Annotated in this window: 22 protein-coding genes and 1 other RNA gene; 2 read left to right on the forward strand and 21 right to left on the reverse strand. The window is 45.6% G+C overall.

Translation table 11 applies throughout. From position 1 onward, the window contains the following. Window positions 1–114 precede the first annotated feature (114 nt). The 15 genes from V7R82_RS06305 to V7R82_RS06375 all read right to left on the reverse strand — a co-directional run bounded on the left by V7R82_RS06305 (window position 115) and on the right by V7R82_RS06375 (window position 16,773). A complete protein-coding gene (locus V7R82_RS06305) occupies window positions 115–963 on the reverse strand; it encodes an ABC transporter ATP-binding protein (RefSeq protein ID WP_338541990.1) in 849 nt (282 codons plus the stop codon). After that, on the reverse strand, window positions 960–3,389 hold the full coding sequence (locus V7R82_RS06310; RefSeq protein ID WP_338541992.1) for a hypothetical protein: 2,430 nt from the start codon (window positions 3,387–3,389) through the stop codon (window positions 960–962). The genes V7R82_RS06305 and V7R82_RS06310 overlap by 4 nt, the downstream gene beginning before the upstream one ends. Window positions 3,390–3,597: 208 nt before the next feature. Next, window positions 3,598–5,004, reverse strand: a complete 1,407-nt coding sequence (lacG, locus tag V7R82_RS06315; RefSeq protein WP_338541994.1) for a 6-phospho-beta-galactosidase — start codon at window positions 5,002–5,004, stop codon at window positions 3,598–3,600. 12 nt (window positions 5,005–5,016) lie between these two features. Next, window positions 5,017–6,717: a lactose-specific PTS transporter subunit EIIC gene (locus V7R82_RS06320; protein WP_338541996.1), complete on the reverse strand. Its 1,701-nt coding sequence runs from the start codon at window positions 6,715–6,717 to the stop codon at window positions 5,017–5,019. A 4-nt stretch (window positions 6,718–6,721) separates the two neighbouring features. Continuing rightward, window positions 6,722–7,036, reverse strand: a complete 315-nt coding sequence (locus V7R82_RS06325; RefSeq protein WP_291430521.1) for a PTS lactose/cellobiose transporter subunit IIA — start codon at window positions 7,034–7,036, stop codon at window positions 6,722–6,724. A gap of 136 nt (window positions 7,037–7,172) precedes the next feature. Further along, the gene (gene lacD, locus V7R82_RS06330; RefSeq protein WP_338541997.1) at window positions 7,173–8,150 is read right to left on the reverse strand and encodes a tagatose-bisphosphate aldolase; all 978 of its coding nucleotides are present in this window, start codon (window positions 8,148–8,150) and stop codon (window positions 7,173–7,175) included. Window positions 8,151–8,191: 41 nt separating this feature from the next. Next, window positions 8,192–8,707: a galactose-6-phosphate isomerase subunit LacB gene (gene lacB / locus V7R82_RS06335; protein WP_306486011.1), complete on the reverse strand. Its 516-nt coding sequence runs from the start codon at window positions 8,705–8,707 to the stop codon at window positions 8,192–8,194. A gap of 15 nt (window positions 8,708–8,722) precedes the next feature. Further along, window positions 8,723–9,148 (reverse strand): galactose-6-phosphate isomerase subunit LacA, encoded by a 426-nt coding sequence (gene lacA / locus V7R82_RS06340; protein ID WP_303885796.1) that lies wholly within the window; start codon window positions 9,146–9,148, stop codon window positions 8,723–8,725. Window positions 9,149–9,326: 178 nt separating this feature from the next. Continuing rightward, window positions 9,327–10,082, reverse strand: a complete 756-nt coding sequence (locus V7R82_RS06345) for a DeoR/GlpR family DNA-binding transcription regulator (RefSeq protein WP_303885795.1) — start codon at window positions 10,080–10,082, stop codon at window positions 9,327–9,329. Window positions 10,083–10,307: 225 nt separating this feature from the next. After that, window positions 10,308–10,910: a superoxide dismutase gene (locus V7R82_RS06350; RefSeq protein WP_311467485.1), complete on the reverse strand. Its 603-nt coding sequence runs from the start codon at window positions 10,908–10,910 to the stop codon at window positions 10,308–10,310. A gap of 137 nt (window positions 10,911–11,047) precedes the next feature. After that, window positions 11,048–13,564, reverse strand: coding sequence for an ATP-dependent RecD-like DNA helicase (locus tag V7R82_RS06355; protein ID WP_338542004.1), 2,517 nt, complete (start codon window positions 13,562–13,564; stop codon window positions 11,048–11,050). 35 nt (window positions 13,565–13,599) lie between these two features. After that, window positions 13,600–14,016, reverse strand: coding sequence for a GNAT family N-acetyltransferase (locus V7R82_RS06360; RefSeq protein ID WP_311467482.1), 417 nt, complete (start codon window positions 14,014–14,016; stop codon window positions 13,600–13,602). Next, window positions 14,009–15,136, reverse strand: a complete 1,128-nt coding sequence (gene mnmA, locus V7R82_RS06365) for a tRNA 2-thiouridine(34) synthase MnmA (protein ID WP_338542005.1) — start codon at window positions 15,134–15,136, stop codon at window positions 14,009–14,011. The genes V7R82_RS06360 and mnmA overlap by 8 nt, the downstream gene beginning before the upstream one ends. A 121-nt stretch (window positions 15,137–15,257) precedes the next feature. After that, the gene (locus V7R82_RS06370; protein ID WP_023390931.1) at window positions 15,258–15,593 is read right to left on the reverse strand and encodes a hypothetical protein; all 336 of its coding nucleotides are present in this window, start codon (window positions 15,591–15,593) and stop codon (window positions 15,258–15,260) included. A gap of 19 nt (window positions 15,594–15,612) precedes the next feature. Next, window positions 15,613–16,773 carry a cysteine desulfurase family protein gene (locus tag V7R82_RS06375; protein ID WP_311467478.1) on the reverse strand — a complete coding sequence of 387 codons (1,161 nt, stop codon included), beginning with the start codon at window positions 16,771–16,773 and terminating at the stop codon, window positions 15,613–15,615. A gap of 151 nt (window positions 16,774–16,924) precedes the next feature. On the opposite strand from V7R82_RS06375, the gene V7R82_RS06380 reads away from it, so the two are divergent. Together V7R82_RS06380 and ssrS are read left to right on the forward strand one after the other, a co-directional pair. After that, window positions 16,925–18,199: a replication-associated recombination protein A gene (locus V7R82_RS06380; RefSeq protein WP_303886765.1), complete on the forward strand. Its 1,275-nt coding sequence runs from the start codon at window positions 16,925–16,927 to the stop codon at window positions 18,197–18,199. A 47-nt stretch (window positions 18,200–18,246) separates the two neighbouring features. Beyond that, window positions 18,247–18,436, forward strand: a non-coding RNA gene (ssrS, locus tag V7R82_RS06385) — 6S RNA. A 77-nt stretch (window positions 18,437–18,513) separates the two neighbouring features. On the opposite strand, the gene brnQ is transcribed toward ssrS, so the two are convergent. The 6 genes from brnQ to ftsZ all read right to left on the reverse strand — a co-directional run bounded on the left by brnQ (window position 18,514) and on the right by ftsZ (window position 26,112). Further along, window positions 18,514–19,851 (reverse strand): branched-chain amino acid transport system II carrier protein, encoded by a 1,338-nt coding sequence (gene brnQ, locus V7R82_RS06390; RefSeq protein ID WP_311467475.1) that lies wholly within the window; start codon window positions 19,849–19,851, stop codon window positions 18,514–18,516. A gap of 65 nt (window positions 19,852–19,916) precedes the next feature. Next, window positions 19,917–22,700, reverse strand: coding sequence for an isoleucine--tRNA ligase (ileS, locus tag V7R82_RS06395; RefSeq protein WP_311467472.1), 2,784 nt, complete (start codon window positions 22,698–22,700; stop codon window positions 19,917–19,919). A gap of 256 nt (window positions 22,701–22,956) precedes the next feature. After that, window positions 22,957–23,643 (reverse strand): DivIVA domain-containing protein, encoded by a 687-nt coding sequence (locus V7R82_RS06400; RefSeq protein ID WP_306486003.1) that lies wholly within the window; start codon window positions 23,641–23,643, stop codon window positions 22,957–22,959. Window positions 23,644–23,674: 31 nt separating this feature from the next. Continuing rightward, a complete protein-coding gene (locus tag V7R82_RS06405; protein WP_070755336.1) occupies window positions 23,675–24,457 on the reverse strand; it encodes an RNA-binding protein in 783 nt (260 codons plus the stop codon). 4 nt (window positions 24,458–24,461) lie between these two features. Continuing rightward, entirely contained in the window at window positions 24,462–24,716 is a 255-nt protein-coding gene (locus V7R82_RS06410) for a YggT family protein (protein WP_070755335.1), read from the reverse strand. Window positions 24,717–24,828: 112 nt separating this feature from the next. After that, window positions 24,829–26,112 carry a cell division protein FtsZ gene (ftsZ, locus tag V7R82_RS06415; protein WP_311467469.1) on the reverse strand — a complete coding sequence of 428 codons (1,284 nt, stop codon included), beginning with the start codon at window positions 26,110–26,112 and terminating at the stop codon, window positions 24,829–24,831. Window positions 26,113–26,116: the final 4 nt, after the last annotated feature.

Here is a 26,116-nt window from a genome sequence, read left to right on the forward strand (position 1 = left end):
CCTGTCATACTTCTCCTCTAGTATACGAAAATTTGTTCGTATTTTCAAGTAGTGAGCTTGCCCCAGACAGCAATAAAAGGCAAGTAGCTAGATAGCTTGCTTGCCTTTTTATCATCATTTCACTTCGAAAAGTTCACGGTAGACCTGTTCACTGCCAAACTGGCGAGGCTCCACTCCTATCAGAGTCAATCCCACTCGTTCCAAATCACCTAAAGCTTGGCTCAGTTGAGAGGCAGATACAAGAAAGCTATGATCCGATAAGCGGCGAATCCAATCATCGGCTAACTTTTCTTGAACAGTTACCACATAGTCACTCGTTTCACTTTGGGCCAAAGTGCGTTCAATAATTTTGCCTTCTTTGACGAATAGAATTCGGCGAGTCATTCGGTCGATTTCGTCAAGATTATGCGAAGAAATCAATACCGTCATCCCCTCTTCGCGATTAAGTTGCATCACTAACTCACGAATCCGAATCAGGCTAGTAGGATCTAAACCATTGTAAGGTTCATCCAGAAAGAGTACTTGTGGCCGGTGGAGAATAGCACAGGCAAAGAGCAAATGTTGCTTCATTCCCAAGGAATAGGTCCCTACTGCTTGATCTAGATACCCTATCATTCCTACACGCTCGGCCGTTTCAATAATGCTCTCTTTGGAGAGTCCCTGGGCTAAGGCTATATACTGAAGGTGGTCGTAACCCGTTAGTTGTGGATAGAGAACACTATTATCTTGCATGAACCCAATCTTACGATAAAGAGCTTTACCTGCTGGCATGTAAAGCCCAGCTACCTTTACTTGTCCCTCCGAATATGGCAATAAGCCCGTTAAGGCTGACAGCAAGGTCGTTTTACCTGCACCATTAGGTCCTACTAAGCCTACTACCTCCCCGGCCTTAATCTGAAAATTTAGCTGCTTCAAAATCGCTTTACTGCCGTAGGAAACACTAAGATTTTTTACTTCAATCATACTTGGTCACGTCCTTTCAGAGTAGAATGCAAGCATATATTCAAAAACAAGCCTGCAAGACCACAGACTACTAGGCCAGTCCAATGAGTCAAAAGACCTTGACCTAAAGAAACAGAGAGGCGTCCGTCCAATACCGGGGCTAAATCCAAGTAACGGAAGGGACTCATAGCCTGTGCCAGACTCGGCAATAAGAGAGTTGCCCCATAACCAATACCTAAGATTCCAGCGACTAAACTAATATAGATTGCAGTCGACTTAACCCATCTAGCAACAAAATGGCAAAGGCTATTAATAAAGTAAGTAACAGCAACAAACAGTGATAAAGCCTCTAGATAGTAATACCAGCTAGGCATTATCTCAAAAAATTGATGAGTACTTGGCACACGAAAGCGCTGACCAATCAAACCACCCCACTGTTGGCCATCTACTAAATATCTGACCTGAGGTAGCTGAATATGGCCTAAACCTGCTATTAAACTACCAGTCAAGGCAAGTAAGATAACTGACCCTAGCATTAGTAGAAACAGCTGTTGAAGGCTTAAGCGTCGACGCAATTTAAGGAGATGCTTCCTTGCTAGAGGCAAGGTTGCCTGGAATCGCCAGCGTCCGGTTTCTTTATCTAGCACAGTAGGCGCTACTAGGAAGATTACTAAAATAACCCAGAGTCCTAAATATAGACGATCTTCAAATAAGTTACCGACTATTCCTAGTGCAGTATAAGATTTCATAGGCTTGCTGACACGCGCTAGATAGGTTTCAAAGACCGCAATATCAATCGAAAGTGGTGGCTGGTCCTCACCACTTCTTGGTGATTGCTCATAATTTGGAATATAGAGCGTCCAATATGGACCACCAGGTAGCTGAAAATCAATCCCATAATTTCGTTTCCACTCGGCTAACTGATAATTGATGTATGCATTCGGCATAAAAATCCAGTCACGGATCGGCAATAAAGTTCTATCACCTTTGCCTTGTAGGAAGTCAACATCCTCTTTCAGTTCATCGTACTCCATTTCCGTGGCTAACTTGGTTTTCCCTTGTTTAAGTTCCTCAACAAGAGCTTCTTGGCGTTGAAAACTTGCTAGCGCTGCCTGATAGAGTTCTTCCGTTGGATAGGCCTGACGATAATCACTCAGATTAATCTTAAGAAACTCAGATTTTTGCGCAATGTTAGCTGCTTGTAATTGATGGTACTGAATCCCCTGTGAAACACCATAATAGAGGAAAAAGGCCAAGATGCACAAGCAAATTTGCCACCAAAGGTGACCTCGTAATAGCTTTAGCCATTCAAAACTTGTTTGGAAACGGCTAGAAGATAAGTCGTAACGGCGACGCGCTCGACCACGTTTAAGTACTACATAGGATAGGGTTACTATCACCCGCCAGACACCAAGTAAGAGACCGAAAAGAATTACCACTGTATAGAAAAATTCTAGGCTTGACTGGTGTAAAACAAAACCATTAATATCCCAGTAGCTAAAAATAGAATAAAAAGGATAGAAGTCAAAGAGGCGACTAAACTCAGCTAATAAAGTAACCGATACACCTAGACCTAGCCAAACTAATAAAAGCTCTTGTACCCATCGATTAATAAGTAGCAAAATAAGCCAGAAAAGAATTACCAGCCCTAACCAGAATAGATAGAGAGCCAAGATTCCCTGCCACAGGGGCCAACCAGGTGCCATAGGATAATGAAGTAAAGCCGTAAGGGGAAGTTGGTCAAAAAGAACATGATAGATAGCCCACCCAACTGCAATCGACAAACCATAGCCTAGTCCCAGGCACAAGAATACACCTAAGCGTCGGCTTAGCAAGCGACTATAAGGTATAGGTAAAGTTTTGAGAAAAGCCTGCTGATTAGCGAAGAAATCTCTTAGAAGTGGTAATCCTACTAAATATGAGAACAGCAAAAGTAGTGGAATTCCCAATAAATAAGGAGAGAGTTGTGTCATTAGATAGCTGGATTCTCGCGTTGTCTTAACATCCAAGCGACCTATTTGGTAATTGACTTGCCATTCGATAACAGGTAATTCTGCTTCTATCTGTTGACGCGAGATACTCAATAACTCCTTACCCTGATTATTGAGAGCTAATAGGGTTCTCCATATAGAGAGCTTGTCCTGGTTCACTCGATCCCATTCTTCATAATAGGCCGCCACACTGTAATCAAAACGTGTCTTTTCTGCTTCCTTCAAGCTAACTAAAAGTGGATTTTCCTCTGATACCCCCTGCCTTTGCATGTTGGAGATGGACCAGTTCAAATCTGAAGCCAAACGATTGGCCTGTTGACGCTCTTGATGTCTTAGGTCATGACTAACCTGTCCACGATATAGTCCTAGCCCTAGCATGGTCACAAGTGGCAAGATTAAGAGTAAGTAGACAAAGCGGTGATTCTTTATAAAGTGCCTAAGCTCTAGTTTGAACATTTTGCGACCTCCTCAAGGCTAGAATAGGTATAGATTAAAAAAACATTAAATATTAGTTAGATTGTATCCGATTTCCCGCTTGCTTTCAAGATAATTTTATCCCACTTGAATAAAATCTAATGTCCGTTTAGCCAATGTTCGTAAAAGAGCACGCACCAGACATCCATGAAATGTCTGGTACGTGCTCAACAAGAATTACTTCAATTCTCTATTTAATTTCTAAAGTCTGTGCCAGGTCGCGATACCAATAAGCACTCTTCTTAGGATAGCGTTTCTGCGTTTCGAAATCTACATAGAATAGGCCATAGCGTTTCTCATAACCATTAGACCAGGAGAACACATCCATTAAAGACCAAATGAAGTAGCCCTTGACATTGGCCCCGTCTTGAATGGCATCAGCTAAGACTGACAGATGCTGTTTGACATAGTCAATACGCGCATCATCATAGACCGTCTCATCCACGAATTCATCTTTATAGCCTAAACCATTCTCGGTAATATAGATTTTCTTATAGTTAGGATAGTCTTTTACAACTCGCATAATTTGATCGTAGAGGCCCTTTGGATAAATCATCCAATCCCAATCGGTACGCGGAACATCGACATCAAACTCACGACGACCGACACCCTTAATTTGGTATTTAGAGCCGCCTTTATCGCCCTTAGAGTTGTGAGTAATCTCAGTTTCTCCCTCAAATTCACGCATCCAGTCACTCATGTAATAGTTAATGCCCAGGAAATCGTTGAGATCTTTTGCTGCCTTAAGGCAGTCGAAATCTTCTTCCCTGAGATCCAACTGACCACCATTGACGGCTAGAATGTGGTGAACGCCATTCATAGTTGCTTCCGAATAATGCCCTAAGTATGTAGCATCCAAGATAAATTTATTATGGATTATATCCTCAAGCTCAGCAGCTCGAACATCCCCAGGATTTTCAGGATTATAAGGATACTTCGTTGGCAAGGCGTGTACCACACCAATCTCACCGGGGTAGCCTAACTGCTTGTAGAGGCTAACTGCCTTGGCGTGAGCCACCATCATATTGTGATGTGATTGGAAGACTTTCTCGAAGTCATATTGAATACCCGGAGGGAATTTACCCACCAAGTACTGACCATCACCGATTGGCCCAATCTCATTAAAGGTTGTCCAATAACGAACCTCTGAGAATTCCTTAAAGCAAAATGCCGCATAATCAACAAAGTGCTGAATGGTCTCTCGGTTAAGGAAGTCCCCTTTTGAGTGTAATGCTTCTGGGGTATCAAAGTGATGCAGAGTTACAAAAGGCTCAACGTGTCGTTTATGGCACTCTTGGAAGAGGCGATGATAGAAATCGACCCCTTTTTGATTTACCTTCCCATAACCTTCTGGAAAAATACGTGACCAGGCGATTGAAATTCTGATACCATTGACACCAAACTCCTCAGCCAATTTCAAGTCAACTGGGTATTGATGGTAGAAGTCACTTGCCGGTTCAGCTGTATACCAATAATTGTCTGCTAAGTATTTATCCCATGCTACTGGCCCCTTGCCATCAGTATGGGTAGCCCCCTCCGCCTGATAGGCGGCAGTGGCTCCTCCGAAAATAAAGTCTTTGGGTAATGTCTTGGTCATAGAGAACGCCTCCTAGGATTCAAACTGTTGTTTTACGAAATCTAGAGCTCCTTGCCCATCACGCGTTAATTTAATATATTGTGCCCCTTCCGTCTTAGCTAACTTAATGCCAAGACGATCTGTTTCGGCTTTCATGTCTTCATAGTTAGAAGCTACTTGAGGTGCTAAGATAACTAATTGGTACTCAGGTAAGATCTCACGGTGAGCGCCATAGCTACCAGCAGCCGCCGTTACAGGTACACCATATTCTTTGGCTGCCTTGGTCAAAGCATTGGCTAGAAGACCACTTGTCCCACCGCCGGCACAGAGAACCAAGACATTGGTTTGTTCCGTAATAGTTGCTTCAGACTTAGCATCAACGCCAGCTTTTTCAAGAATAGCATCTGCCTTCGCTGTATTAAAGTTAGCAGCTACTTTGCTCTTGAGATCGTCATTAGCAGATTGACCGGATGCTTCTTCGGCCAGAATCTGCTCATCATAGACCTTGAGGAATGGGTAGTAGATAAGGCCGTCCACCACAATCAAGACAAAGGCTAAGACGAAGGCTAAGACTTGTAGGTTGGTACCAAGCACAATACCTAGAGGCCCTGGCGTAGTCCATGGCAAGGTAGCAGAGAAACTGTTCATGCCTAAAGTATCCACGAAGAATTTGAAGAGCCATACGTTGACGATTGGAGCTAAGATAAATGGAACAAAGAAGACAGGGTTCAAGACCAATGGAGCACCAAATAAGATTGGTTCATTAACCCCAAAGAAGGTTGGCACCACAGAAGCGCGTCCAATAGCACGGTTGCGTTTAGACTTACAGAGCCACATGAACATAAATGGCACGATGAAAGTTGCCCCGGTTCCCCCGAAGGTCACGATGAACATCTGTGTCCCAGAAGTCAAGATTTTATCGGCATGCTGCCCTGCTTGCATCAACTGTAGGTTAGTATCGATATTAGCGTAGAGAATGGCAGCAATAGCAGGTTCAACGATAGATGGGCCGTGAATCCCAACAAACCAGAAGAAGGCGTAGGCACCAAAGATGATGGTAATCCCAACATAACCCTCTGCTGCTGAAAATAGTGGAGCGAATAAAGCACCAATTGACTCAGCAACGTTCATTCCAGTAAAATGGCGCACTACAATATCTAATGCATAGAGGGTAACCACAGATAAGGTAAATGGAATCACGTCTTTGAAGACTTGAGAAATGTTAGGTGGCACCTCTTCAGGCATTCGAATGGTAACATTGTTTTTCACACAGACCTTATAGATGGCTACTGTTACAAAGGCAGCAAGGAAAGCCGCTAGCAAACCCTTCGTTCCTAAAAAGCCGGTCCTAAACCCTTTTTCGATCGGGTCAGCTGCTAACATGAGTAAACCAACAATCGATGCTAATAGGGTCGACATATAGTTAATTTGGTTGGTTCGTTCCATGTCACGGTTGACGGAATCCGTTAATGATTTGGCAGTCGTTCCGGCTACTAGCATCGCCAAAATCCCCATGGAGAAGTTATAAGGCTTCATTAAGAAATCTTCAATCTCTTTTGGCCAAAAGAAACCAAAAGCATTCGGTACATAGGCAATTAAGATAAAAATACTGGAGAACAAGATAACTGGCATCCCAGCTATGAAACCATCACGGATGGCGCGGAGATAAATGTTGCGTGATAACTTAGTAAAAAAGGGTTTACATTTTTCTATTTGGTTAATAATCGCATTCATTCGATTATACTCCTCTCTTATAGAGCTCTAGCATATGTTGCATCATATCCTTCAACAACAGAGTTGTCATGAGGTGGTCTTGACCATGCATGAGGGTAACACTAAAGGCCAGATCTTCACCAGCAGCTTCCTTGGCCAGTAGGCTAGTCTGGGCATGGTGGGCCTCAACAATACACTCATTGGCTTCTTCAATAAGGCTTTCAGCACGGGCAAAATCTCCACTCCGTGCAGCATTTAGGGACTCTAGCAATTTCGAACGTGCATCGCCAGCGTATGCGACAATTTCGAAACCCAACATGGTAATTTCTTCTCTGTTCATTATAATACCTCCTAAAGACATCCTATATTTTCTTTAATGGTAACACTAATTGTAAGGGTTTGCAATAAACGGACAAATTATGTTTATCTTTGTTCACTTGCCCCAATAGTTTGAGGCAAGCAAACTTTAGATATATTTAGCGATTTTTCCAAGAGGTGGCTGTCTCTTTAAGCACCTCATTAAGCTCAACAATATTACGATGACCCTCTTTTCTTAGCCACTCACGAGCCGCTTCAGGTCCATTTTCAATATAAGGTTGAACACTGCCTGCCCAAGTAGCTCGGCCACAGAGAACACCGTTAAACCGAGAACCTGAAGCTTTAGCAAAACGTAAAGTTTCGACAAAGAGTTGCGCTGAGACACCGGCACTGAGGAAGATATAAGGTAAGTTGGTTGCTTGATCTTGTTCCAAGAAATAACCTGCTGCTTCTTCTTTGGAATATAGCACTGGACCGTCACCAAATCCTTCAACATAAGCCATGTTGACTGGCACTTCAACCTTTAAAACATCAATGGCGAAGCGTTCATCAGAAAATACCTTCATTGCTTCAATGACCTTGCGAGGTTTCACTTTAGCGTATTCAGGGCTTTGAGCATCTGTGATTTTTTCATCATAGGCAAGAATTTCTAAGAAGAAAGGAATATCTTCACCTAGACACTCGGAGCCAATACGTTCGATATAAGCTTGCTTTTGGCGATTAACTTCAGGGTCCCCATCCACATCGTAGTAGAGTAAGAATTTGACTGCATCTGCTCCCTCTTCCTTGAGTCGCTTAGCTGACCAGTCAACTAGGCAATCAGGGAGGCGTTTGGTTGAGGTTGTATCATAGCCTGTCTTCTCATAAGCTAATAATAAGCCTGTGCCACTAGCCAAGAATGGAATAGCCTTTAGCCCATACTCAGGATCTAAGAGCATAGAAGAAGCATAAGGTGTTAGCTCTTGGGCAACTAGGACTTTTAATTCTTCTAGCTGCTCAACACTAGGCTCAGCTTCCTGATATTTGGCCATAAGGCGTTTTAAAGCCCCACGTTGGTCAAAAGCTAAGGCTGAAATAATGCCTTCTTGGTCACTTAACTTCTCCATAAAAGCTTGTTTATTTGCAGATAATACCATTGAAATCCACCTTTCTTTATGTCTGTTTTACTTAACTAAGATTAATCGTGGTATTCGCCGCGATCCCATTTTTCTAAGAATTCCTTGAAGAAATCAGGGTCAGCATAATCTTTATTGGCTGACTCAACTGCTGCTATCTTGGCGATGAGTTTCTTATTTTCTGGTGTTTCATGATACTCTGCCGCGATAAAGGCATCAATGATGTCACACATCAATAACTCACCAATAATCTTGCCCCCAAAACCAATGACATTTGCATTGAGTTCTTCCTTGGCATATAAGGCTGTTGTCATGTCCCGCACCAAAGCACTCCGTACACCCGGAACTTTATTAACAGCGTTATTAATCCCCACACCTGTCCCGCAAATGCAGACGCCTAAATCTGCTTGACCACTGACTACTGCCTCACCTACCCGTTTTCCGTAGATAGGGTAGTGTGTCCGAGTGAAGTCGTAAGTCCCAAAGTCTAAAACCTCATGACCCTTAGACTTAAGATAGTCTGAGACAGCTATCTTAATATCAGTGACGATGTGATCGCAACCAATCGCAATTTTCATGTTCCATACTCCTCTCTAGCACATCTTATTAAGCATGTCTACGCGAATCTGATGACGACCACCATCATAATGACCGTTAACAAATCCCTTTGCAATGTTCTTAGCCACTTCAGGCCCTACAATTTCTGCACCCATCGTGATAATCCGTGAATTATTATGACCACGTGTCATGTAGGCTGATCGTTCATCCGATACTTGGGCGGCAATCATTCCCTTGACCTTAGTGGCAACCATGAATGGACCTGCGCCGTAAGCATCTATCACAATACCTAAGTTATCCTCTGCTTTGTTGACCTCTGCAACCACTGCTAAAGTCACATCAACGAAGTCTTGTCCTTCTTGACTAACATCGATTACCTCAAATGATTGAGCGACTAGATAGTCTTTTACCACATCTTTTAACTCAGTGCCAGCTAAGTCAGCACCTAGTACAACTGCCATCTCTCATCTACTCCTTTACACTCTAGCGAATTCTTGTTTGCAAACCTTGTCGAGATCAGATATTGTTCTCTACAAACATAATATACACCTGTTCGAGTTTGATGTCAACACATATTTTGTTCGTTTCAAACATTTTTATGCAAAAAAAGAGGTAGCCAGAGACTACCTAAAGATTTGATCAAACAATAACGGATGTATAAGGTTTGATTTCTTGCTGAACCTTATCAGAATCCAAGTCCGTGATGACACTCGTTAAACTATTTAAATTACAGATAGAAGTAAAATCCTCCCTACCCAACTTGGAATCATCTATCAATAAATAAGTGGCATTAGAACGTCCAAGCGCTAAACGTTGTGTTTGTGCTTCATTGAAGTCCGAAGTCAGTACACGACCATTTTTTACACCATTGCCGCTGAAAAACATCTTATTAAAGTATATTTCTCCTAGCATATGATTGGTCATCTCACCAACAAAGGCCTGGGTTCGTTCACGCATCTCCCCGCCTAATAAAATCACTTTAAAGGTATCCGTCCGTTTTTTAAATAGCAGATGGAAGATAGGCAAACAATTGGTTACTACTTGTAGGCGCCGACAGTGTATCTCCTCCGCTAAGACTTCAACAGAGGTCCCAGGGCCTAAGAAAATACTATCCCCTTCTTCAATAAGTTGCAGAGCTTTCTGAGCTACTAAGCGCTTGGCCTGCATATTTTGATGATGTTTCTCTTCATGAGACAGTTCATTAAAAGACAGTCGGCTATTACTTTTGGCGCCTCCATGAATCCGAGTTAATTGACCTTCTTGCTCTAGACTAGCTAAGTCTCTACGAATTGTCATATCTGATACCTGTAAGATTTCAATCAAATCATTGACCATTACTGTCCCAGATAGATTGACTAAACGAACAATTTCCAACATACGTTCTTGCTTATTCATGGGGCACTCCTTTCTCCTTAGATGTTTATTATAAACCTAAAATGTTTGAAAAGCAAACATTTTAGGTTGGAATGTGCTAAAGAGTTTGACTGACCTACAAATGTATCATATTAAAACTACCTTCAACTTGTTTGCTAGCTGCTTAGACATACTTTTCGCTACTTTCACTTTAAACACAAAAAAGCTGAGACCTAAGTCTCAGCTTGTCTATGCGCTAGTCGAATATTAGCCCAAACGTGATGCTATCTTATCCCAGTTGACTACTGAGAAGAAGGCTTGGATATAGTCTGGACGACGGTTTTGATAGTGGAGGTAGTAAGCATGTTCCCATACATCTAAACCTAAGAGTGGCTTAAGCCCCAATTCTAATGGTGTGTCTTGGTTAGCGGTAGACAGGACTTCTAAGTGACCGTCACGGTCTACGAGCCAAGCCCAACCAGAACCAAAGCGAGTCGCTGCTGCCTTAGCAAAGGCTTCTTTGAAGGCTTCAACAGAACCAAAGTCCGCTTCCAAGCGAGACTTGAGGCCAGCAGGAATAGCTGCTTCTGCACTTGGTGCTTGTAGGCTTTCCCAGAAGAAGCTATGGTTGAAGTGACCCCCACCATTGTTACGGACAGCTGTTTGAATGCTTTCAGGTAGGTCCTTAAGGTTAGCGACTAAGTCTTCGATAGACTTAGCTGCCAAGTCTGCGTGACCTTCTAAGGCTGCATTCAAGTTGTTAACATAGGTTTGGTGGTGCTTGGTGTGGTGAATTTCCATGGTGCGCGCGTCAAAAGCTGGTTCAAGCGCATCATAGGCGTATGGCAAGGCTGGTAATGTAAATGACATGGTCATTCCTCCTCGGATATAGTATATCTAGATTATATCATGCTCAGTAGAATAGACAATTATTTTGCACTTGGTAGCGTTTATTTCACAAACTCAAAGCATGAAAAAAGCCCCTTATTCGCTAAGAATAAAGGACTTTAGCAAGTCTGACTCTCAAAGTCGTAAGGGCTGATTCCCTCCATGCCAATCATGGGATCAATTTGGTCGATCAAATCCTGACTTAAGCGGAAGGACTCTTGCTGCTTAGGTGCCAAGTCTCTTGATTGAACCGCAACCGAAACACTTGTCGCAGGACTAGCTTGAGGCGAGGCTTGATCTGTTGCACTAACTTCAACTTTTTCAGCATCTAGGCCTAAAACTTGGCTCTCTCCTGACGATAGCTCTTGCTCTACCTTCTCTCCCTGCGTCAGCCCAGCTAATTTAATTTTTAGCAGGTCCTTCAGGTTGGTACGGCGTGGATCACGATTCTGACTAACCGCTTGGACATAAGCGTCCGGGTCCCCCACCAAAACCAAACTTGCCTGTGCTCGGGTGACCGCTGTATAAAGCAAGTCCTGGCGCAACATGCGATAGTAGGCATCGACCAGAGGCAGTATAACTAGCGGATACTCACTCCCCTGGGATTTGTGGACCGAACAGCAGTAGGCCAGAGTCAACTGGTCAAAATCTGACCGTCGATAGGTCAGTTCCTTATCATCAAAGGCCACCACGAGCTCTTCACTCCCGCTGTTAGACGCCTGCGCTGAGAAGACACCGACGATTTTCCCGATGTCCCCATTATAGACGCCTTCCTCTGCATTGTTGACCAACTGAAGCACCTTATCTCCCAGACGAAAAATTTGGTCAAAATACTCTAGTTGAGGTTTCTTGCGGCTAGGCGGATTGAAGAGTCCTTGCAAGAGTTGGTTGAGGGCGGTAATACCAGCAGGCCCCTTATACATTGGCGCCAAAACCTGCAGGGTATTGGCATCAAATCCCCTAGTCAAGGCGTGGCCTACCACCTGTTCCACCACTTGGGCTACCTGCTGGGTTTTACATGGAATAAAGGAACGGTCAGGCTGTCTCTCCATTAGGTTCTGCGGTAGACGCCCCTGACGAATCTGATGGGCAAGTTGAATGATGGAACTATCTTGGGCTTGGCGATAGATTTTAGTCAGACTGATGGTGGGAATTACCCCAGACTCAATCAAGTCTGAAAAGACTTTACCTGGCCCGACCGAAGGCAATTGATGCTTATCCCCTACCAGAATGACTTGAATTCGGTAGCCAATGGCCATCCAGAGCCAATTCATCAACCAGGTATCCACCATGGACATTTCATCCACTACCAATAGCTGACCTTCCAGTGGCGTCGGATCAAAGCCATCCACTGTGGTCTCACGATTGAAACCAATCAGCCGGTGGATGGTGGAAGCCGGTATATCCGTCATTTCCTGCATACGCTTGGCTGCTCGACCTGTTGGGGCGGCTAACAAGACGGGGCCAGTCTGATAAGGATTGGTCACATCGCCCTGATGATAGCCATGCAAGAGCCGGTGGAGTGTCAAAATTCCACGTATCAAGGTCGTCTTCCCCGTCCCTGGGCCACCTGTAATCACGGAAAGTGGTGATTGCATGGCAAGGATCATGGCCTGGCGTTGCGTCTCATCGTAGTCGATTCCCGTCTCGCGGGCTACTTGATCCAGCTTGTCTTCAATTTCTGTCTTGCTGAAAGTCTCAACTTCTTCATACTGGAAGAAGTCGCTGATACGTCGGACGATTCCCATTTCCGCGTGATAGAGACTTGGCAACATAATGCCTTGGTCCAAGGAATAGAGCGTCCCTTCCAAGATAGCCAAGTCCAAGGCTTCTGCTAGTCGATCTTCCTCAATCAGATAAGAGCGACTACGTTCTAAAATCTTGGTAGCAAGCGCCAACAAACGTGGTCGCTGGACATAGGTGTCTCCTGACCGCAAGCAAACTTCAGATACGGCCGTATAGAGACCTGCCACCAAACGTGTGACAGCGTCAGCCTCAATACCAAGTTGTTCAGCCAGGGCATCGGCCTTATTGAAGCCAACCCCTTCTACCTTGGCTACCAAGGCGTAAGGATTGTTCTCAATCGTGGCCAGCGTTTGACCCTTAAAGGTCTGATAAATTTTATCCGCCAACTTAGGCCCAAAACCCCACTCTGTTAACTGCAAGAAGATACGTTCAGTTCCCTGGTGTTGGCGCAGAGTTTCGGCTAGCACTTGGCGTTTATCTGGTGTTAAGCCTTTGACCGATTTGAGGCAGTCAGGATCCTGTAAGATTAAATCAATGGCTTCCAGCCCTAGCTGATCCACGATTCTTTGGGCCAGGGTCTTACCAATCCCAGTGAAGCGGGCACTAGAAAGAAATTCTACTAGGCCAGCCTCAGAGGTTGGCGCTACTTGTTGGTAGCGACTAACCGCAAATTGCTCGCCATAACGCGGATGGACAGTTACTTGGCCAAAAAATTCATAGGCTGTATCTAAATGCAAGGCTGCAAATTGACCCGTACAAGTAACATAGTCCTCGCTTATTAGGTCGCTGTCCGACTCGAGCACCTTCACCCGCAACACCTTATAAAGGTTCTGTGGGTTTTCGAAAAAGACCGATTCAACTTCGCCAATCAAATGTATTTGCTCAGCCATAAGCGGCCTCCTTTCTTAACTCTAGCTAATGAGACTTAGAGCTTCAACCAGCGCATCCCAATATTACCTGGAATAGCTTGAAAACCAAACTGCTGATAGAGTCGGTCGGCTGGTTCCTTAGCCATCAAGCAGACATAAGCAGACGCATCCGCATTCGCTATGAGCCAATCCGAGACAGCTTGCATCAGGGCCTTACCCAGACCTTGACCTTGGAATTCAGGTGCCACCATGACCGAATTGACGATATAAGATAAGGCGCCGTCCCCAGCAATCCGGGCAAAACAAACCAGCCGCTGACCCTGGTAGGCACAAATCATATAGAGGGAATTAGCTAGCGCACGTTCAGCCACTTCTTGAGGGGGGTTAGCCCCCAAGCCTGTGGCAACCCGCAAATCAAGATAGTCTTGGACAGTCGGAACCGTTTCAGTCCAACGAAGTTGTGCCTTAGACATACTGACGTTGCACCCCCTCTTTGTAGGCCGCGTCAATCAGCCCGCCACCTAGACACTCTTGGCCATCATAGAAGACTACTGCCTGCCCCGGTGTAATGGCCCGGACTGGTTCATCAAAAATAACAGTCGCCTGAGTCTTATCTTGGCTAAGTTTAACCGTCACTCCAATATCTTGTTGACGGTAGCGGAACTTAGCCGTGCATCGGAATTCTTCTGGCATATCCGACAAATTAGGCGCTGTAAAGGACACTTCACTGGCCGTCAGATAGTCTGAATAGAGATTTGGATGATGGAAGCCCTGACCTACATAGAGAGTTTGCGTCGTCTGATCCTTACCAATGACAAACCAAGGTTCATTGCTAGTGCCACCGCCACCAATCCCTAAGCCTTGGCGTTGGCCAATGGTATAGTACATAAGCCCCATGTGATCGCCCTTGACCTGACCATCTAGGGTCACCATTTTACCCGGTTTATTGGGTAGGTAGTTGGAAAGAAATTCATTGAAATTCCGTTCTCCAATGAAGCAGACACCGGTTGAATCCTTCTTCGTGGCAGTCGCCAAGCCTGCCTCTTCTGCTAAGGCACGAACTTCATACTTCTGCAAATGACCCAACGGGAAGAGGGCTTTCTGGAGTTGGGCTTGGGAGAGTTGACTAAGGAAGTAGGTTTGGTCCTTATTATTATCTAGGCCACGCAAGAGGTGGACTACCCCATTTTCATCTCGCTCCGAACGAGCATAGTGCCCCATGGCAATATAGTCTGCCCCTAATTCCATAGCATAATCCAAGAAGGCCTTAAACTTAACTTCCTTGTTACACATTACATCCGGGTTAGGCGTACGCCCCGCCCGATATTCGCGTAAGAAATATTCAAAGACCCGATCCCAATATTCTTTCTCGAAGTTAACAGAATAATAGGGAATTCCAATTTTCTCCGCGACTTTGACTACGTCTTGGTAGTCTTCAGTCGCTGTACAGTGGCCATTTTCGTCAGTATCATCCCAGTTTTTCATGAAGAGGCCGATGACTTCATAGCCCTGCTCCTTGAGCAGCAAGGCAGCAACAGAAGAATCTACGCCCCCACTCATACCCAAAACGACACGTTTTCCATTTGTTGACATTGTTCTTTTCCTTTCTTTCTCTCTATGGATAACTCCGTGGAAGGCAGAGCATCCTGACATGTGTGCTTAATTGATAACAGAAGAAGAGAACGAAAGCACTCTCTCGTTCTCCCCACTTAGGCTAGACTTCAGTTAAAACGTTACGCTCAACAAAGCCGTCAAAGATAAAGTTAATCTTCTCCACAACCATTTCATTATGAGCTAACTTGGTTACATCAACAGCAGTTAAACCCTTGTTATTGACGGTTGAGATTTTGAGGGTCTTCAAGTCCTTGTTCACCAAGACCTTGAGCACCAAACCATCACGGTGGTGGCTATCTAGAGGACGTTTGTATTGGAAGTTACCGCCAGTTGACTCGGTAAAGCCATTGTCCCGCAAAGTATAAGGTTTGCAGGCTGGGTTGATTTCGAAGGTACGGTTAAAACCTTTTAAGGTTGCTTGTTTGGTGAATGCCATAATTCATCGCCTTTCTTGTTTACTTTTGTTGTCTTGCTTTTAAGAGGCCAAGTTGTTTGACCACTTGGTCTAAGTCTGCTTGCGTCACGTCCAAACCCATAGTCAGACGAATACTTTCACGCTGCCGGTCTTCCTGGTCAGGATAGTAACCCTTAAGGACACGACTAGGTTCTAGACTACCTGCCGAACAGGCTGAGCCAGCCGAAACATAGATTTGAGCCAAATCCAAATGGATTAAGACCTGACTAGCCTTGAGGCCTTTGAGCCAGAGATTAAGGAAGCCTGGCAAATGATGAGCCTGAGGACGGTTGACTTGATAATCAATTCCTGCTCGAGTTAGCTCCTCCAAGAAGTAAGCTTCCAATTTTGCCAAATGCGCTTGTCGCTGCTCCGCTTCTGCTAGAGATAGATGGATAGCTTGAGCCAAGCCCTGAATATAGGCTAGATTCTCAGTTCCAGCTCGCATACCAGCTTCTTGCCCGCCACCTATCAAGTAAGGTTGCAGCCCTGGTTGATCTTGCCATGCTTGGAAGTAGAGTAAGCCAACCCCCTTAGGCCCACCCAACTTATGGCCCGATAGGCTCCAAGAAGTGGCTATCTGGTCTAGTTGCCAAGGCAGTTTGGTAATCCCTTGAACCAAGTCAACATGGAAAAAATAACCGCGCTGACGAGCTTCTTGTGCCAATCCAGGAATGGGGTAAATGGCACCTACTTCATTGTTGACCGCCATGGCTACCCAGCCACTGGTATCTTCCTGACTAGCCGCTAGAAATTGGTCAATCAGGTCTTGGTCACTGCCCCCATCTTGGGGTTGAATCCAGGAAATAACCCAGCCTTCTTCCTCTAATCGCTTGAGCTCTAAATCCACTGAAGGATGTTCTACAGCCAAAGCCACCAAGTGGCGAGCTTTACCAACTGCTAGAGCACTTTGAGCCTGAGACCAGATAGCCCAGTTATTGGCTTCCGTTGCCCCTGACGTGAAGTAGAGGCTAGAAGCTGAGGCTAGGTCCAAATCTTTGGCAATGGCCTCGCGAGCCTGATTGAGAGCATACTTGGCAGACTTGCCCAATTGATAAGTGCTAGAGGGATTCCCATAAAGTTGGGATAAGGAGCTTGTGATCGTTTCGACAACTTCCGGACGAACAGGTGTTGTCGCTGCATAATCAAGATAAATAGCCACCTTGGCCTCCTCCTCTCAGACTAGACTTTCCTTCTTATTATAGCACACTCCTAGCCTTTCGCCTATCCATAAGTTTAGTCAGAAGATTTGTCTCCTCAGGCCTTTTGCGGTATGATGAATAGGCAGATAATTGATTGAAAGGAGGCATCCCATGCTTCAACCACTCGCCTATCGCATGCGCCCTCGTCAACTGGAAGATATTCTTGGCCAGGAGCACCTTGTTGGCCCTGGTAAGATTATCCAGCGCATGGTGCAAGCCAAGCGCCTGACTTCCATGATTCTCTACGGACCGCCCGGTATCGGCAAAACTTCCATTGCCAGCGCTATTGCAGGTTCGACTCGTTATGCCTTCCGAACCCTGAATGCGGCCACCGATGGTAAGAAAGAACTGGAACAAGTAGTAGAAGAAGCCAAATTTTCTGGCACCCTTATCTTACTCTTGGACGAAATTCACCGATTAAACACCACCAAACAGGATTTCCTACTACCACATCTGGAGAGTGGTCGGATTATTCTGATTGGGGCGACTACCGAGAACCCCTATATCGCCATCAACCCCGCCATTAGAAGTCGGGTGCAAATTTTTGAACTCAAGCCCCTCAGTCCTGAGCAGGTTTGCCTTGGTTTGACTCGGGCCTTAGCCGATCAAGAACGTGGGCTCGGTAAGTACCCCGTACAAGTCCAGGATGGCGTTCTGGAACATTTTGCCCAAGTTTCGGGCGGTGATATTCGGACCAGCCTTAACGCCTTAGAGCTGGCAGTCCTCTCAACTGAACCGGACCAAAATGGGCAAATTATCATCGACATGGCAGTGGCCAGTGATTGCTTGCGACGTCGCCGCCTTCAACACGACAAGAATGGTGACGCCCACTACGACGTCATCTCCGCCCTACAAAAATCCATCCGCGGCAGTGATGTCGACGCTGCCCTTTATTACCTAGCCATATTACTGACTGCCGGTGAGCTGACGGTTGCCTGCCGTCGCCTGCTAGTGATTGCCTATGAGGATATTGGTCTAGGCCACCCAGCTGCCACACAAAGAACGGTTGCGGCCATTCAAGCCGCTGAAAAGCTAGGTCTGCCAGAAGCCAGTATTCCCTTAGGTTTTGCAGTCATCGACCTAGCCTTGAGTCCAAAATCCAATACTAGCTATCGTGCTATCAAGTCTGCTATGGCTGCGATTGACCAAGGACAAGTCGCCCCTGTCCCAGACCATTTGCGGGACAGCCACTATCAAGGCGCTGACAAGTTGGGCCGAGGACTTGACTACCGCTACCCCCACGATTATCCAGGTCATATCGTAGCTCAAGAATATTTGCCTAAGGAGTTAGCTCATCACCAGTTCTTCCAAGCAGACCCTAGCGGTAAGTATGAAGAAGCCTTAGCTCACTACTACCAAAAAGTTAAAGAAATCCTCAAAAAATAAGAGCGCTTACTTGCAAATTTAGCAAGTCGTGCTATAATAAAAGTATAGAAAATCTGTGGTGTACGTGACATATACACTGTGTTGACCGAACATTTTTCTTTAGATATAGGGAACCAACTCGGCTGACTTATGACAGGCCTTTTCACTTGGTAGTCAGCGGTTAGGCGTTAGGTGCCCACCTGCTTAGATTGCGGGTTCAAAACATCTATATGACCAAACGGCACTAACGGATTTGGGTAGGAACTAGGGTTCCTGCCCTCTTTTTTATATAGAAAAAGAGCTTGGGGCTTGCCCAAGCTCTTTCACTTATTTTTTTATGATACTTTCCGTCTCACTTGCCAGTGTGCAATAGCCAAACCCAAGAAGCTAGGTACAATCCAACCTAGACTCTGGCCACTCAGGGGCAAATAAGTAGCGAATGTGGAAGCTAATGCTTTCAGTGGTAGTACCCAAGCTAGCTCTGGCATGGCTTGAATGCCATCGATTAGCGCCACTATCCCTGTCAGTGCCATAGCCCATTGGTAGTAAAGGCTGTCGATTGCCCGACCTCGGCACAGTAAGGTGACCATGACTAGGACAATCGCCAGAGGATAGAGAAACATGAGCACCGGAACGGCCCAAGCAATAATCTGAGTCAAACCGGCATTAGCGATAAGAGTAGCCAAGAGGCTAACCGCTAGTAAGTAATGCTTGTAATCCAGACTAGGGAATAGGTCCACCATTGCCTCCGAAAAAGCGGTCAGAAGCCCTACCCCTGTCTTAAGGCAGGCCAGAATAACAATTAAGGCCAAGAGGATACTACCTGCTGAACCGAGATAGTGATTAGCAATCTGAGCTAGTGCAATCCCACCATTAGCACTCAAGGAGAAGTGCCCCAAGGAAGTCGCCCCAGCATAGGCCAAGAGCCCATAAATTAGGCCCATTAAGAGGATACTAATGGCTCCGGATTTGACCATGCCGCTAGCCAGTTCGCCCGGCTCCTGAATCCCTAAACGATTCATAGCTTGAATCATGACAATCCCAAAAGCCAAGGCCGCTAGCACATCCAGGGTCTGATACCCCTCCAGAAAGCCTGTCGCCATTGCTTGTTGAGCATAGCGCCCCTGGGCCATCATTTGCCCAGCTTGCCCCATTGGATTGAGGACTGTCAGAGTCAAGAGTAGCCCTAAAACCAGTAAAAAGGCAGGGTTAAGAATTTTGCCAATATAATCTAGAATCTTACCTGGATTCAAGGATAGAAAGCCCGCTACCAGGAAGAAGATGAGGGAATAAATTAGAAGACCCTGTCCCTGGTGACTCGACTCGATAAAGGGGGCTACCCCAATAGTATAAGATGTACTTGCCAAGCGTGGCACCGCAAATAAAGGACCAATTACCAGATAGAGCAGGACCGTAAAAATCACACTGAACTTTTTACCGACACGACTGGCTAGCTCGGTTACACTCTTACTCTTAGACATCCCCATAGCGAGAATGGTCAGGAAAGGCAAGCCGATGGCTGAAATCAAGAGTCCGACCACAGCTGGCCCTACCTGAGCCCCACTTTCTTGTCCTAGGTGAACTGGGAAAATAAGGTTCCCTGCCCCAAATAACATACCGAAAAGCATGGAACCCAAATATAGGGCGTCTTTAGACTGAAGCTTTTTGCTCATTTATCATACTCCATTTCAAGCAAAAGCAACATCCGAAAGGAATGTTGCTCTTACTTACTATTTTATTATTCTGCTTCAAAGTAAGCAGGGTAATGCGTTTTGACAATCTGGTGGCAACGATGACAAAGGGTTGGGGCCTCCGCAATCGTTCCCACTTCCGGACGGACTGCCCGGCATCGTTCGCAGACATGCCCTTGAGCGCGGCTAACAGAAACTGCATAATCGTCTAAGACTAAGGCATGATCTGGTGCCGGCGTGGTCACTAAGTCTAGATGAGAGACAATGAGTAATTGATCTAAATCTTGACTCAAGGCCTTTAAGGCATTGGCTTGTTCTTCATTGACATAGAGGGTCACAGCTGCTTCAAAAGATTTCTTGATTGGGTCTTGTTCAGCATTTTTCGCTTCCTCTAAGGCTTTTTGAACCCCTTGTTGGACATGGAAGAAGAGTTTCCATTGATCCACCAGGGCTTGATAAGCGGTCCCATCGACTGCTTGTGGGAACTCTGCCAACTGAACATAGCCTTCAACCCCTGGCAATTCCTTCCAGGCTTCTTCCATGGTATGCAAGAGGACTGGCGTTAAGAGTGGCAAGAGGTCACGCAAGATACCGTAGATGACGGTTTGCATTTGACGACGAGGTAAGCTATCGGGTGCTTCGATATAGAGGACGTCCTTAGCAAAGTCCAGATAGAAGGCAGACAAGTCAACTGTCATGAAGTTGATGACCTTCTTATAGATGCTAGCAAATTCAAACTTATCGTAGGCACTTAAAAGGTCGTTAACAACGAGCTTAAACTTAGCCGTCATGTATTGATCAACTGGACGTAAGTCTTCAAAAGCTACAGTATCCTTGCTTGGGTCAAAGTCTGACACATGGCTTAACATAAAGCGGATGGTATTCCGAATTTTACGGTAAGCCTCAGCAATTTGCTTGAGGATGTCCTTAGAAATCCGCACATCTGATTCTGAGTCCACACTGAGAACCCATAGACGGATAATGTCAGCCCCAAGTTCATTCATGACTTCTTCCGGCACAATAACGTTACCTAATGACTTACTCATCTTGTTACCTTTACCGTCTAAGACGAAGCCTTGAGACAGCACCGCCTTATAGGGTGGCACACCCTTAGCCGCAACAGAAGTGGTAAAGCTTGAGTTGAACCAACCACGGTATTGGTCAGACCCTTCCAAGTAGAGGTCTGCTGGGAAAGTCAGATAATCTCTGGCTTCTAAAACTCCTGCATAAGAGGTCCCAGAGTCGAACCATACGTCCATGATGTCAGTTTCCTTGGTGAATTTACCATTTGGGCTGCCAGGATGCGTGAAGCCTTCAGGCAAGAGATCCTTAGAATCACGTTCAAACCAGACATTAGAACCGTGTGTTTCAAATAAAGTTGCCACATGCTCAATGGTTTCAGCTGTTAGGATCGCTTCCCCATTTTCAGCATAGAAGATAGGAAGTGGTACACCCCATGCCCGTTGACGAGAGATGACCCAGTCACCTCGGTCACGAATCATGTTGTAGATACGTGGCTGGCCTGATGGGTGGTACCATTTAACTTGTGTTTCAATTGCTTCAAGCAATTCTTCACGGAATTTATCAATAGAAGCAAACCACTGTGGTGTCGCCCGATAAATAACAGGTTTTTTAGTCCGCCAGTCATGCGGGTAGCTGTGGACAAATTCAGAGTAAGACAGCAGGGCACCCTTTTCCTTGAGTAATTCCACTACTAGTTTGTTGCCTTTTGCATAGAAGATACCTTCAAGGCCAGGGGCTTCATGAGTATAGTGACCTTGGTTATCCAGTGGGGACAGAATATCTAAACCATAGGCTTTACCAATATGGTAGTCGTCTTCCCCGTGACCAGGAGCGGTATGTACCAAACCAGTCCCTGCATCTAGGGTTACGTGATCTCCCACCATGAGTAGGGACTCCCGTTCATAGAAAGGATGCCAAGCAGTGAGTCGGTCAAAGTCCTTCCCTTGATAGTGAGCCTCTACTTGGTAATCCTCCCAGTTGAGGGTTTGAGCTAAGGACTCCAGCAAGTCTTGGGCTACGATGAAATGACGGTCTCCCACTTTGACTTGAACATAGCTAGCCACAGGACTCACTGAAATCCCTAAGTTAGCTGGTAAAGTCCAAGGCGTGGTGGTCCAGATTACGAACTCAGCTTTTTCTGGTACGATGCCTTTGCCGTCTTTGACCTTGAAAGCCACATAGATAGAAGGAGAGGTTACATCTGCATACTCCACTTCGGCTTCTGCTAAGGACGATTCACTCGATGGTGACCAATAGATTGGCTTCAGGCCTTTGTAGATGTAGCCTTTTGCCGCCATTTGGCCGAAAATGCGAATTTGTGCCGCTTCGTATTCAGGAGCTAGAGTCAAGTAAGGATTATTCCACTCACCTGTCACACCTAAGCGTTTGAAATCAGCTTTTTGGCCTTCTACTTGGCGTAGGGCATATTCTTGACAGAGTTTACGGAATTCGACCACAGACATGGACTTGCGGTCAACCCCTTCTTGCTTAGTCAGGGCAGATTCGATTGGCAGACCATGTGTGTCCCAACCTGGTACATAAGGCGACCGGAAGCCAGACATGGATTTAGAGCGAATGATGATATCCTTACTAATCTTGTTGAGGGCGTGACCCATGTGGATTTTACCGTTTGCATAGGGAGGCCCATCGTGGAGGACATAGGTTGGCTTATCAGCATTCTTAGCTTGGATTTGTTGATAGATATTCGCATCTTCCCACTCTTTTTGTAGGACGACTTCTTTAGTTGGTAAATTTGCCCGCATGGCGAAATCGGTTTGACCAAGGTTGAGGGTCTCTTTTAGTTTCATATTGACAATATTCCTTTCTTGACAGTATTAACTACAAAAAAATATAAAAAGACGCCCCGGAACGGGACGTCGCAACGTGGTACCACCCAATTTTATTTGTAGTCATACAAATTCTCTTACATGATAACGCTCTTTAAGCGGCACCGGCTACTTAAGTTCACCGAGCATTATAGGTAAGCTGATCATCTACCCTATAGGGAACTCTAGGCTTGCACCCTTCCTAGATCGCTGGGGATGTATAGAGGTGATGGTGGTCTTACATCATTTCTGGTAATTCAATTTTAATGGTTTGGCCCAGGATACTTTCAACAGAAGCTTGGTCATCCTTATCAGGTGTTACCTTAGCTTCTAAGTTTCCTTGAGTTTCATGGACAAATTCTTCAACATCTGAAGTGACTTGGGTCTCTACCTCTTGCTCTAAGGCAGCCACACGCTCAGAACTACGTTCTTCAGCCTGGCTATCTTCAGTAGCAGGTGTTGCAAAAGCAATCTCCTGTTCAAAAGTTTGAGACTTAATTAAATCCAATTGCTGAGTCAACATGCGTTGCATTTCGAACTGAAGGTTGCGTCCATTATGACGTAAGAGTTCCACTTCATTAGCCAAGTGGTTGACGGTATCATGTGCATTAGCGATGATACGATCAGACTCACGTTCTGCCTCATAAATAATGAGTTCTGCTTCCTTGCGCGCATTTTGTTTGAGGCGTTCAGCTGCTTCGTTAGCAATCAAGATTGAGCTATTCAAGGATTCTTGTAATTTCTCGAAATTCTTGATTTTCTCTTCAGCTTCCGCCAACTTACGTTTAAGGCCGGCCACTTGGTCTAAAGACCGTTCATAGTCAACAACCACTTCATCTAGAAATTCATTGACTTCTTCTTTCGCATAGCCTCTAAATTCGCGATTAAATTCTTTGGTTAAAATATCGTTTGGTGTAATTGGCATGTCACACACTCCTTTGCTCTTGCTTTCTTCCTTAGACGACTAGAACCTTAACCTTAAGACGAATATTGTCCTTGCGGGTTAGCCCTTCCTCGGCATCGATTTGAAAACGCCCAAACTTCCTAAGCGAGACAAAGTCGCCTGCCTCTAGCTCAAAATCTGGTCGATTAATTTCTAAATAATTGACCTTGACCAAGCCCCCTAAGACGGCTTCTTTTGCACGCTGTCTAGAAAAATTATAGACTTTACTCAGCATAGTGTCAAGCCTTAATGACGTGGTAATAACCGTCTGGTCTTCCCAGAGGACTTGTGGCGACAGAACCTGATCAGGCTCGATATATTCAAGCCTTACCCCGACATTTCCCATTTTAGTCACATTTTGACAAACATAAGGCGCAATCTTGGCATCCACTAGTACCTGCCAGTCCTGTCCATCGGTAATGATGTCCCCGATTCGGTTGCGTTCTAAGCCAGCCCCCAGGAGGGAACCTAGGATAGAACCATGTCGAATATTAGCAAATTTCTGCGGAAAGTGAATCTTCAAGGCTTGAATCTGGAAGTCGCTAGTTTCTAAATCATAATACTGAGGATAAAAAACCAGTCTTTGACGTTCAGCGCCTGGCAAACCGCCTTGGCAGGCTAATTGAACTTCATCTTGTCCATTAGCCAGTTGCTGGGCAATCAGGGCTTCGCGCGGAGTCACAAAGTAACTAGTTACCGGGCAATAGCGACTAGCCGCATAGGCCATCTGTTCTAGTACATAGTCAATAAAGGCCTGCTCCTCTTTACGATAATGTTGATATATACCCTCTTTCATGGGACTACACTCCAACTAACAATCGCATAAGGAAATTTTGAACCAGGTAGAGAACCATCAGCGCCGCCATAACTGAAAAGCTCAAGCCCCCTACTGGCGGGATAAAGCGATCAAAAAGCTCAACATAAGGCTCGACTAGGCTACCTACCCAACGTCCTAAGTCACTGTAACGGGCATCAGGAAACCAAGACATGATGGCCCAAATAATAATGAGGGTCTCGTAAGTAGTAAAGGCCCAAGAAATAAATTGTATCAGCATAATAGCTCTACCTCTTCGCTCATTTTTTCTTCCATAACAGTTATGGGCACGCTGGCTAGCTGCTAGAAGCGTAGCCTTACGTGCCCATGATGCTTGCGACTAGTTACTTAGCTTAGCCACGGTGGCGTTTGCGGAAGAAAGGTGGTGTATCAAGTTCGTTATCTTCCGTTGTATCAACTTGACGGTTACGGCCAACGTCACTTGAACGTTGGAAAGTCCGCTGTGGCATCTCATGAGCAGATTCACGAGTGTTTTGTTCACGACGGATATCCCAGTCACTGAATAAGTCACGTTCGCTCTCGCGACCGCGTGGTACCAATTCGATGTCGTTACTTGCAGACACCGCTGGTTGGCTTGATTCAGGCGCATTGCTTGCAGGCGCTGCATTGTAATTGTTGCGCGCTGGGCGTTGAGCCATCTTGCTAGGTGCATTCTTCTCAGTATCAATCCCAGTTGCGATAACAGTAACCACTACCTCATCGCCAAGATTTTCATTGATAGATGTACCGAAGATGATGTTAACATCGCTAGTTGAAGCGTTGGCCACGATTTCGCTAGCATCTTGAGCTTCAAAGAGGGTTAAGTCAGAACCACCGGTAATGTTCAAGAGGATTTGTTCTGCCCCATCGATTGAAACTTCCAAGAGTGGAGAAGAAATAGCCTTCTTAGTTGCCTCAGCTGTACGGTTTTCACCAGAAGCAACCCCAATCCCCATGAGAGCAGTCCCTTGATCTTTCATGACTGTCTTCACGTCAGCGAAGTCCAGGTTTACGTAACCTGGCGCAGTAATCAAGTCAGAAATCCCTTGTACCCCTTGACGTAAAACGTTATCCGCTTCAGAGAAAGCTTCTAACATTGGTGTCTTGCGGTCAACAATTTCTAAGAGACGGTTGTTAGAGATGGTCACCAAGGTGTCCACGTTTTCCTTCAAGTTCTTAAGACCCTCAGCGGCGTAACGACCACGTTTAGGACCTTCAAAGGTGAAAGGACGTGTCACAACACCCACTGTTAAGGCGCCTAATTCTTTAGCAATGCGCGCTACGATTGGGGCAGCACCCGTACCGGTCCCCCCACCCATACCAGCTGTTACGAAGACTAAGTCTGCGCCTTCAAGTACTGTACGGATTTGTTCTTCGCTTTCTTCAGCAGCCTTAAGACCGACTTCAGGAACAGAACCTGCCCCCAAGCCCTTGGTTACCTTAGGGCCTAATTGAATCTTAGTTTCTGCTTGTGAGCCTTTGAGAGCCTGAGTATCCGTATTGGCTACGATGAACTCTACCCCTTGGACGCCTTCTGCGATCATACGGTTAACGGCATTACCGCCGGCCCCGCCGACCCCGATGACTTTGATAACGGCGCCGTCACGGCCGTTAATTGAATCAAATGCTAATTCCATAAAT

This window comes from Abiotrophia defectiva ATCC 49176 (assembly GCF_037041345.1).
Lineage (GTDB): Bacteria > Bacillota > Bacilli > Lactobacillales > Aerococcaceae > Abiotrophia.